This is a genomic window from Psychrobacter sp. NPDC078929 (genome assembly GCF_050267985.1).
Taxonomy (GTDB): Bacteria; Pseudomonadota; Gammaproteobacteria; order Pseudomonadales; family Moraxellaceae; genus Psychrobacter.
Map to the genome: position 1 here is coordinate 60,543 of NZ_JBNNFX010000021.1, position 9,579 is coordinate 70,121.

Genomic DNA, 9,579 nt, shown 5'->3' on the forward strand with positions numbered 1-9,579 from the left:
CACTTATAGATGCGCTTAGTCTTCAGTCAAAATAGAACGCAGAGTATCAATCAAACGTAGGTTGTCTTCAGCCACACCTACTGTGATACGTAGCCAGTTAGGTAGTCCATAAGCATCCAACGGACGGACGATAACGCCTTGTTCAAGTAGTGCCTGATGGATAGAAGCAGCGGTTATATCTTCCATCTCAACCTGCACTTCGACCATAATAAAATTGGCATGCGACTTCACAAAACCTAATCCTAGCGCGTCAAACTGCTTTTCTAGCCAGCGCATTTGCTCATCATTCGTTAGACGAGTTTTTTCGATAAAGTCTTGATCGGCAAGTGCAGCAGCAGCGGCAGCTAAACCGATACGGCTGACATTAAATGGCTGACGAATACGGTTTAATAAGTCGGCCACTGGCACTGAGCTTAGGGCATAGCCGACACGCAAACCTGCCAGCCCATAAGCTTTAGAAAAAGTACGCACAATAATGACATTATCGAACTCATCTAATAGTGTGCGGTTGTTACTCTCAGGACTATACTCGATATAAGCTTCATCTAGTACCACCAAGACTGAGCTTGGCACACTGGCAACGAACTGATACAGCTCTTTTTGCTCTAGCTGCGTACCCGTTGGATTATTCGGATTGGCAATAAAAACGATTTTGGTATTCGAGTTATCTTGCACCGCTTGGCTCATGGCTTTTAGATTATGGCCGAAGCGCTGAGCAGGCACTTCAATGCCCGTGGCACCTTGCATCTTCGCTAGCATAGGATAAACCACAAAAGCATACTGGCTATAGACGATGGCATCATCAGCACCCACAAAGCTGCGTGCTAAAATATCGAGCAAATCATCAGAGCCATTACCTAAGGTAATTTGATTGGCATTGACATCGTTAAAATCAGCCAGCGCTTGCTTTAGATAGTAGCCATTGCCATCAGGATAGCGCGACAACTGCCCTAGCTGCTCAGTCACTGCTAGCGTCACTCGGGGTGAGCATCCCATTGGATTCTCATTACTAGCCAGCTTGACCACGTCTGAGACACCATACTCACGTGTCAGCTCTTCAATCGGCTTACCAGTTTGATAAGGTGCTAATGCCAAAATACTGTCGTAAGCTGGCGTTAACGGCGATAGATCTGATGCGGTCAATTGAGTAGTCTGCATGGTTTATCCTTAGATGGTGTCTGTAAATGCTTTTTTTGAATACTATCTGTAAAAGCTAAGACCCATCTATTATGTATGAATACCTGTGAGTAAGCCTATAGTTGTCTATAGGTAGTCTTCTATAGGACAGCTTTTGGATATGAGCCTAATATGCGCAAATCTTTGACCAATGGACGAATATCATTGATGGCAGCGCTAACGTTTGGATCATTAACGTGACCATTCATATCGATAAAGAATACGTATGCCCACTTGTTAGGACGCTCAGGACGTGTCTCAATGCTAGTCATCGATACGTCATGGTATGACAAAGGTTTCAAGATTTCGATCAGTGCGCCTGCTTTATCGTGAGCGGAGACGACGATCGAAGTTTTGTCTTGCCCAGATGGCGCAATCGCCTCATGACCGATGATAAGGAAGCGTGTGGTGTTGCTTGGATTGTCTTCGATATTTGAGTAGAGCTTATGCAAGCCATACTCTGCAACAGCAACGTCACCTGCAATCGCAGCTGAATGCCATTCGTTTTTGAGGCGGCGAGCGGCTTCACCATTGCTTGATACAGCAACGCGTTCAACATTAGGGAAGTTTACATCTAGCCAATGACGGCACTGAGCAAGCGACTGCTGATGCGAATAAATACGGCTCAAGCCATCAATCTTGGTATGCTCAGCAACCAAGAAGTTTTGATGAATTGGCAGCTCAACTTCACCTATGATCTTTAAGGTAGAAGATAAGAAGCCATCTAGAGTATGGTTGACGACGCCTTCTGAAGAGTTCTCGACAGGAACCACGCCATACATCGCTGTCCCCGCTTCGACTTCGCGGAACACATCAGTAATGGTTGTCATCGGCACAGTATCAGCGGCTTTACCAAAGTGCTTGAGGGCAGCGGCATGCGTAAAGGTACCGACAGGGCCCAAGAAGGCAATACGCTGCGGCGCTTCTAAATCCAAGCATACTGACATGATTTCACGGAATAAACGCGCCATTTTCTCATCAGCGATTGGACCTGCATTACGCTCCATGACAGCTTTTAGTACCTGTGCTTCACGCTCAGGGCGGTAAAAGATAGGATTGCTATTGTCATCAGCAGCGGTATGATTTTTCTTTACCATGGCTACTTGCTGAGCCAACTTTGCACGGTTGTTGATTAACGTTTGGATCTCACAGTCTACTGCGTCAATATTTTGGCGAATATTGTCTAAAAACTCTTTTTCAGTTGCGGTATCGCTAGCGCCTGTAGTGGTTTGATTTAGATTATCCATTGTTTGCTCTGGTGACTGCTCGTTCATTACCGCCCATCCTTTTTAGATTTTATCGCTGTTAGATATTACTATTATTTAAATATTGCTATGACGTAGGTTAGCTCTATTGCCAAATCTGACTATTTTCTGTTTTCAATTAAAGGCTGATGATAGAAACTATGTTCAAAACCAACCTCAAAACAGTCTATCAAAAACACCTTATATTGCTAGTGCCATTTGGCGTTAATGCTATATTTACTGCCAAATACAGCAGCTTGATACATATCCGGCTCTACTATAGCAAAAACTAAGGTCAGTGCCCATGCGTAAATGCGTATAAATATACCAACTGTTATTAATATTAGCACAGCTGAGCCAGATAACAGCGACGCATAGCATAACTATGAGGCAACACCTGTCCAAAACTGTGTTACAGTTCCAGTTCAGCTCCCTACCCTGTTATATATAAGAGGAGCATCATGTGATTAATAAAAAAAGGATACCTGATGAGCGCATTACAACAGCTACGCACTATGACCACGATTGTTGCTGATACTGGTGACCTTGCCGCTATTGCCCGTTTAAAACCTATCGATGCAACCACCAACCCAAGCCTTATTACCAAGGCTCTGATTCATCCTGACAACCAAGGTATGCTGTCAGAGACCATGAGTCGTCACAATGGTGACGTGGATGCCGTGATCGATGCGCTGACCATTCAGGTTGGCTGCGATATCTTAGAGCTGATCGAAGGCCGAGTCTCTACTGAAGTGGACGCTCGCTTATCTTATGATACTCAAGCGACGATAGATAAGGCACTGGCCTTTATTGATGCTTATCAAAAAGCAGGCGTCGATTCAGAGCGAGTATTGATCAAAATGGCGGCAACTTGGCAAGGTATCGAGGCGGCGCGCTATCTTGAGACTCAAAATATCCACTGTAACCTGACCCTACTGTTTGGACAACATCAAGCGATTGCCTGTGCAGATGCTGGCGTGACCCTGATATCACCTTTCGTTGGCCGTATTCTAGATTGGCAAAAACGCCAGCAAAGCCGTCAAAACGTACCGGCTTCTGATGACATGGGCGTACAGTCAGTCAAGCTCATTTATCAATATTACAAACAGCACGGTTACGAGACGCAAGTAATGGGCGCTAGTTTCCGCTCTACCGAGCAAATTTTGGCATTGGCAGGTTGTGACTTGTTGACGATAGCTCCCAACCTCATTGATGAATTGGCAGCCATGGATACCGAGGTAACTCGCCAACTGTCTCCGAGTATGTCGATGGATATGAAGGCGATGACTCAAGTAAGCTTAACACATGAAGAATTTAGTGCTGCGTATCAGCAAGACAAGGTTACGCAGGACTTGTTACCTAAGGGAATTGACGGTTTTATCGGGGCGCGTGACGAGCTGGCAAAGACATTGGCAGCCATTCGCGGACAATAACAGCCACACGACAGAGCACGACGGATACTGGGCTGGCACAAAAGATATTTGCCTACTAATAGTAAGTTGGCTATCATTACCTACTTCAAATGACAAGAAGCAAGGCTTATATGAAACGGCTATCAATATTATTGGCAGGCAGTGCTTTAGCGATCAGCGCCCAGGCAGTCAACTGGGTAGAGGTGTCCGAGAGCAGCTCTGGATCAATTTTTAGTATAGATTTGGATTCTATTGAAAGCTCTGACATCAGTATCATAGATGAAAAAGACGTCGAAAATATCACAGTATCTATCCTTAGAACCTATCCTAAAGACACAGACACCAAGTCGGATGACCAGAAGGAAGAAAAAAGCAATATTGACCATAGTGAGCAACAACTACTCATTTCATGTAAAGACGCCAGTTACTATAGACGAGCCTTCGTTAACTACGATGCTGAAGGCAAAGCAACCAAATCATGGCAGTCAGAAAAACCAATATTGACCACAAAAGACTTTAAAGTTACCACACCAAAGACAGTCGGTCGTACGGTGATAGAGCAGTCTTGTAAGGACTACGAACAAGACGAAGAGCAATAAACACAGCCTACTTAACACAATACTAAAAAACATTAATACAGCATCAAAAAAAGCGCCCTGACATAGTATCAGGGCGCTTTTTTATTTGGAGAATCGTTTAACTATATCGACAATACGACGTGCCTAGTAGTCAAAGAAGCCGTCATTCATTTTAAGCTTTTAGTACCGTATAAACAGGTACTGGGAACTCGCCATGCAAGTCGACCAAGTCCAGTAACACTAGCGCACCGACCACAGTATGGTCAGCTGATTGACACAGCTCGTAGGCAGTGGTCAACGTACCACCAGTCGCTAAGATATCATCAACCAATAGTACGCGCTCAGGCGGTAGATTGTTTTGCATCTCAAGCGTGTCTTTACCATACTCCAGTGCATAGGCTTTGTTGGCAACCGGTGGCGGCAGCTTACCTGGCTTACGCAGCAAGATCATGCCTTTGCCCAGACGGCCTGCCAGCATACTAGCAAATACAAAGCCACGCGCTTCTACTGCACCCAGACAATCTATCTCGTCCATAAGCCCTTCTGGTAATGCAGCAAGCAGCGCATCGATAACAGCGTCAATATGACTGCGCAGTAACGGGGTAATGTCATAAAAATCAATGCCAGCTTTTGGAAAGTCTGGTACTGTGCGAATAATCTGCCAAAACGGATGGTCAGTATTGAGCACATGAGACGTCTCATTGTTGGTGGCGGATGTGGCGGCGGCATTGGTACTCATGATGACCCTTAGCTTATGTATTTAGATGGTTTAGTTAGTTTAGATAAGACAACAACTGGATGATATATCAGCGATAAATGCTAAGCATTACTGTGAATTTAGCGGCGATTATTATAGCATAATTGGTTTTCGTATGGCGGGCTGGCGTCCAGTCTTGTTATTAAGCACTAATAAGGTCACATATGTGATTGACTTGATAAAAGAAAAGTCATCTCAATATACAAGTGTAAACTTAACTATGAAAATTGCGGTTATATGCTAAACTACGTGCGTTTTTGCAGTCTAATATAATAGCTGTAATATTAAAAATGAGCGTTTATAGCACGCTGTAACTGTAATACTGGTAATGATCGATAGGACTATTTATGAAACGTTATGAATGTATTGTCTGCGGCTGGATATATGATGAGGCGCTTGGCTGCCCAGAAGAAGGTATCGCACCTGGCACTAAGTGGGAAGACATCCCTGATGACTGGACTTGCCCTGAGTGCGGTGTCGGTAAGCTTGATTTTGAGATGCTTGAGCTGTAGTAGATGACCCTCTAATTAGGACACTTCATGACAAAATCAAATGACATCAATAGTGCCAAATTGCCTGAAACGCTAGATAACAATCTAGAAGATCATCTGAATAACTACCCTACTCCTGAGTGGCGCAAGTTTGGGGAGCATCAATGGCGCGACTCTGACTTGAGTAAGCACCTTCGTCAAGCAATGATTGACATCGGTGATGGTATTGAGTTGTGTGTCGAAGCTGGCGGTAACCCCAACAATCCGCCGCTGCTGATGATCATGGGGCTAGGCTCACAAATGATATTTTGGCCAGACAATTTTATTAAGCGCTTTATCGATGCTGGTTTTTTTGTGATTCGTTTTGATAATCGTGATATCGGCTTGTCTTCTAAAGTGCAGATAGAAGGTTTGCCGCGTATTAGCCAGCTTAAAATGATGGTACGCCTACAAACAGGGCTGTCTAACAAAAGCACACAGGTTGCTTATAACTTGACAGACATGGCTGAAGACACCGCACGTCTAATTAAAGCACTCAAGCTTGGCAAGACACATCTGCTTGGGGCTTCGATGGGCGGTATGATTGCACAAATTGTGGCGGCACGTTATCCAAGCTTAGTGCAGCGAATGGCGCTTATGTTTACCACGACCAATCGTGCGTTTTTGAAGCCGCCAAAGCCCAAACAGCTATATACCCTTATCAATCGTCCAGAGAGCCACTCTGAGCGTGATATCGTGCGTCATAGTGTTTGGTTTATGAAGACCGTTGGTACACCAGGTCATGTGAATGTGCGTATGGTCCGTGAAATCGCTAAGATTCGCTATCAGCGCAACTTCCACCCGCTTGGTACAGTACAGCAGCTCAATGCTATCTTGGCATCAGGCTCTATCAGCCGATTTAGTAAGCAAGTCAAAGCACCAACGATTGTATTACATGGTAGCGCTGATGGACTCCTGCCTGCCTCACAGGGCCGAGTGGTTGCCAAGACCATTCCTAATGCTACGTTCCATCTCATCGAAGGCATGGCACACGATATTCCAGAGTATTATCAGCCTTATATGGTTGACTTAATCAGTAATCATTTATCGAGCAACTAGCTTTAAAAACATCAATGTCAAAAAAAAGAGTGTAAAACCTACCGAAAACTCATAGGTTTTACACTCTTTTTTATTGCCTATTTAATCCTAGGGCGTGTCCTCAATTCAATCGATAGCTATCTAAATGGGTTAAAAATGGCTAAATCTTGCCAAATTGTGTCAAATAGCTGGTTAATATCTCGATATTATCTTCGCTATTTTCCTTGTTTGACTGCGATTTATCTCATTTTTATCACCACTCTTAAAACGAGGACACGCCCTAGTAATTGCATCAATCACAAGCGACACCAGCCCCTTCCTTATCTATACACATTTTATTCCCATTCTTTAGGTTACCAATCCACGCCTTACCACCTGTAAATACAAAGGATGGTTTGCCCTGATAGCTATCGTTAGCGTTCACACCACTATTAGCAAAGCGAAAAGGAATCACCAGCTCACCGCCTAAATTGACAAAGCCCCACTCTTCACCGATACGCACGCCAGCATATTCCTCAGAAAACGGACGCACTTCATCAAATGAGTACGTAATCATCGTGACATTATTGTCATCGACGAAACCCCATTTACCATCTTGCTGACGCGATTGAAGTGTCGTAAAACGCGCCGGTGCAGACTGTAATGCTGTGCTAGATTTTTCGTTAGAAGAAGTAGGTTTATTCACTGCCTGAGTGTTATTCTGGGCATTCGGATCACTCGCCGCATTGCCGTTTTTATCCACCCAACTGGTTGCACGACCTTTACGCACACGCGCTACTCCATTACGATAATTATCGATATCATCAATCGCTGCAGAAAATGAGACAACGGTACTATTGGCTGTGTTAATCACACCATAGTTACCCTCTTTTTTTACCACGATACGCCCATCCGATACAGGCCGCGCCCAACCTTGACTCTCTGTCAATATATCGTACATGGCAGGCACGACTTCGCGGCCCTGCATATTGAGATAACCGACGCGACTGTTACGCAGTACAGGCAACAGTCCACCTGACAGTTTATCGGCATCGACTTTTTGATAACGCGATAAATCAACGACTCGTTTGCCTTTTTTATCGATTAACGCCACTGGCGCACCAAAATCTTTGATCGCCAAAAAGTAACTGCTACTAGCCGTGCAGGAGACGTTTTTGTAATAACTTTTTGGGCTTTTACAGCTGGCGGCATGTGCGCTAGGCATCAAAAACAATGCGCTAGATAGCATCGTCACGACGACACTGTATTGCGATATTTTTGGTAGCAAGCCAGACAATGTATGTGGCTGTTTTTTTGATAGCAATCGTTGAAGCATAAATAAACCTAGACAAATAATATAGATTGTTTGGTATAACAAATCAGACGTTAAGTACATTATATCGTCAATCTACTATACATGTGTTGCAGCAATAATGGCGCTTAAAGTGCTACACACATATTATCCCTACAAACCATCTCTACAAAAATATCACTTGTATACATCATGCGCTTTTATACTCCTACGAATCGTCACCCTGATACAAATATTTTGATATAAATACTATTACCCAACTGTCATAAGACTCTTGTGAAAAACGTAGCTATATCAAATACTTTGATTATTTATTTGCGTCTAACGTGCCCAATAATCCTCCGCATAGCGAGAGTATCTGTATTCACCGTAATAAATTGTGGTTTTGCCATTTCATTTTGCACTGAAAACCACGACAATATGGCTTTGTGTCAACATAAGTTCTGACATGATGCAATGATAATAAGAGTGCTGTTATTCAAATACTGTTATAAGGACAAATTATGGCTATTGCTTCAACGCGATCTGCACCTATTGGCTTAGTCATTGGTTGTATCATTTTTGGGTTGGGCAGCTTAATTGTCGCTCACGTCGATATTGGTGGTTGGGCCATGTCGTTTTGGCGATTGGCTGTTTCTGGTATTGTATTTGCGGTATTGGCTAAGATAATGGGCCAACGAACGCCCAAATCAAGACGGGCCGTTTTTTATGCGCTACTATCGGGAGCATTTCTAGGATTAGATTTGGCGCTGTGGCATGAGAGTATTTATGCGGTTGGGCCTGGTATTTCGACGCTGCTTAATAGTCTGCAAATATTTTTCTTGGCTGCGATTGGGTTTTTGTATTTTAATGAGCGTCAGTCTATCGTGCAGCTTATTAGTTTGTTTTTAGCCATGATAGGCGTGGCGATGATAGGTAGTCCTGAATTTGCACACAATACCGCTGCGACTTGGGGCTTTGTCACTGGGATTGTATCTGGTGCCATGCTAGCGGCTTCGATGACCTTTATCCGCAAAACGCATGACACTGAACCGACGCCTATATTTATGCTAATGCAGCTGATCAGTATCGGCGGCGTCTTAGCCATGATTATACCGATGTTTGTATTTGACACAGATAATATCCTACCCAATACATGGTCTGAGATTGGCTGGGTGCTTATCTATGGTACGGTGATGCAGTGCTTAGCATGGGGATTGATTGCCTACTCTATTCCTAAACTATCTCTAGCACTGACTGGACTGCTATTATTGACTGAACCTATTGCAGCCCTTGTCATTGACTATAGCTGGCTGGACAAGCCGATTAACACTTTACAGTGGAGTGGTGCACTATTAACGATGTTTGCTATTTACTTAGGCTCATTGAAGCCAAAGCCACGCGCCCTTCGCCGCTATCGATTTTTTTCAAGATTTTATAAGCGAGATTATAAATAGTTCCGATACTGTTGTTCTATACTATAGTCTAATCCAAATAAAACCGATACAACCCTATTAACAATTGCATTTAATGAAATAAACGATGACTTATTCAATAGACTATCGCAAACAGGT

At 43.8% G+C, this 9,579-nt stretch carries 9 protein-coding genes; 5 read left to right on the forward strand and 4 right to left on the reverse strand.

Annotated features, from left to right (window positions below; translation table 11 throughout):
- Positions 1-15: 15 nt before the first annotated feature.
- Complete coding sequence (gene hisC / locus ACQKCG_RS11455) at positions 16-1,158, reverse strand: histidinol-phosphate transaminase (RefSeq protein WP_201571796.1); 1,143 nt, start codon at positions 1,156-1,158, stop codon at positions 16-18.
- Between the two features lie 119 nt (positions 1,159-1,277).
- Positions 1,278-2,450, reverse strand: a complete 1,173-nt coding sequence (gene pheA / locus ACQKCG_RS11460; protein ID WP_201571797.1) for a prephenate dehydratase — start codon at positions 2,448-2,450, stop codon at positions 1,278-1,280.
- Positions 2,451-2,908: 458 nt separating this feature from the next.
- On the opposite strand from pheA, the gene ACQKCG_RS11465 reads away from it, so the two are divergent.
- Together ACQKCG_RS11465 and ACQKCG_RS11470 are read left to right on the forward strand one after the other, a co-directional pair.
- Positions 2,909-3,853, forward strand: a complete 945-nt coding sequence (locus ACQKCG_RS11465; protein ID WP_201571798.1) for a transaldolase — start codon at positions 2,909-2,911, stop codon at positions 3,851-3,853.
- A 110-nt stretch (positions 3,854-3,963) separates the two neighbouring features.
- Positions 3,964-4,431: a hypothetical protein gene (locus ACQKCG_RS11470; protein WP_201571799.1), complete on the forward strand. Its 468-nt coding sequence runs from the start codon at positions 3,964-3,966 to the stop codon at positions 4,429-4,431.
- A gap of 151 nt (positions 4,432-4,582) precedes the next feature.
- Here ACQKCG_RS11470 and ACQKCG_RS11475 read toward each other — a convergent pair whose 3' ends face one another.
- Entirely contained in the window at positions 4,583-5,149 is a 567-nt protein-coding gene (locus ACQKCG_RS11475; RefSeq protein ID WP_201571801.1) for an adenine phosphoribosyltransferase, read from the reverse strand.
- A 365-nt stretch (positions 5,150-5,514) separates the two neighbouring features.
- Here ACQKCG_RS11475 and ACQKCG_RS11480 point away from each other — a divergent pair, with 365 nt between their 5' ends.
- Complete coding sequence (locus ACQKCG_RS11480) at positions 5,515-5,679, forward strand: rubredoxin (RefSeq protein ID WP_057759803.1); 165 nt, start codon at positions 5,515-5,517, stop codon at positions 5,677-5,679.
- A 27-nt stretch (positions 5,680-5,706) separates the two neighbouring features.
- Positions 5,707-6,756, forward strand: a complete 1,050-nt coding sequence (locus ACQKCG_RS11485) for an alpha/beta fold hydrolase (RefSeq protein ID WP_057759800.1) — start codon at positions 5,707-5,709, stop codon at positions 6,754-6,756.
- 271 nt (positions 6,757-7,027) lie between these two features.
- On the opposite strand, the gene ACQKCG_RS11490 is transcribed toward ACQKCG_RS11485, so the two are convergent.
- Entirely contained in the window at positions 7,028-8,050 is a 1,023-nt protein-coding gene (locus tag ACQKCG_RS11490; protein ID WP_427550751.1) for a WG repeat-containing protein, read from the reverse strand.
- 479 nt (positions 8,051-8,529) lie between these two features.
- On the opposite strand from ACQKCG_RS11490, the gene ACQKCG_RS11495 reads away from it, so the two are divergent.
- Entirely contained in the window at positions 8,530-9,462 is a 933-nt protein-coding gene (locus ACQKCG_RS11495; RefSeq protein ID WP_201571805.1) for a DMT family transporter, read from the forward strand.
- Positions 9,463-9,579 lie beyond the last annotated feature (117 nt).